The sequence below is a fragment of the Vibrio sp. 2132-1 genome (genome assembly GCF_033344315.1).
This window is the reverse complement of the sequence record NZ_JAWPON010000143.1, coordinates 1-935: the sequence shown is the minus strand read 5'-3', so window position 1 is coordinate 935 and position 935 is coordinate 1. Positions and strand designations below refer to the sequence as shown.

General features: G+C 43.3%; 1 protein-coding gene. It reads left to right on the top strand.

Going from position 1 to position 935, the window contains the following annotated elements:
• Positions 1-325 precede the first annotated feature (325 nt).
• A partial coding sequence (locus R8N47_RS24010) for a flagellar protein MotY (RefSeq protein ID WP_318185951.1) occupies positions 326-935 on the top strand: 610 nt, incomplete at its 3' end.

Below are 935 nucleotides of genomic sequence, written 5' to 3'. Positions count from 1 at the left end.
AGGCTGCATTATTGCAGATTATATCGATGAGAAAAACCGCAATTTCGGAGAAAAACGGAATTCTATTTTCCATCTAATCAATAAGCTCGCGCGGCGCTTGAGATAAAGAGCACAAGTACCGATTTTTGTGTCACGCAGGTGCATATTTAACTCGGAAATAGATACGATTTAGCGGCATTTGTGGGAGAAATCAGAGCTAGAATCGTTCATTTTGATACTCTCACCAAGAAAGTTAGAGCATTGGCGGGATTTTTGCATGACAATCGTTGTAGTTTTAATGATTCCAATTAACGGCAAAAGACTGCCGTTTGAGAGATTGTACTAGATGAATAAATGGCTGATAACCAGTGGTGTCATGCTTTCACTGCTTAGCGCAAACAGTTACGCGGTGATGGGCAAGCGTTATGTCGCTACTCCGCAGCAATCACAATGGGAAATGGTGGTAAATACCCCTTTGGAATGTCAGCTTGTGCATCCAATTCCAAGCTTTGGTGATGCGGTGTTTTCGTCGCGTGCGAGTAAAAAAATCAATTTGGATTTTGAACTTAAGATGCGTCGCCCTATGGGTGAAACACGCAATGTCAGCTTGATCTCAATGCCACCGCCTTGGCGACCAGGTGAGCACGCCGACCGCATCACGAATCTGAAGTTTTTCAAACAGTTTGATGGGTATGTCGGTGGTCAAACTGCTTGGGGTATTTTATCTGAATTAGAGAAAGGCCGTTACCCAACATTCAGCTATCAAGATTGGCAAAGTCGCGATCAACGAATTGAAGTCGCGTTGTCATCCGTATTATTCCAAAGTAAGTACAATGCGTTTAGTGACTGTATCGCCAATTTGTTGAAGTACAGTTTCGAAGATATTGCGTTTACGATTTTGCATTACGAACGTCAGGGCGACCAACTGTCGAAAGCGTCTAAAAAGCGTCTTGCTC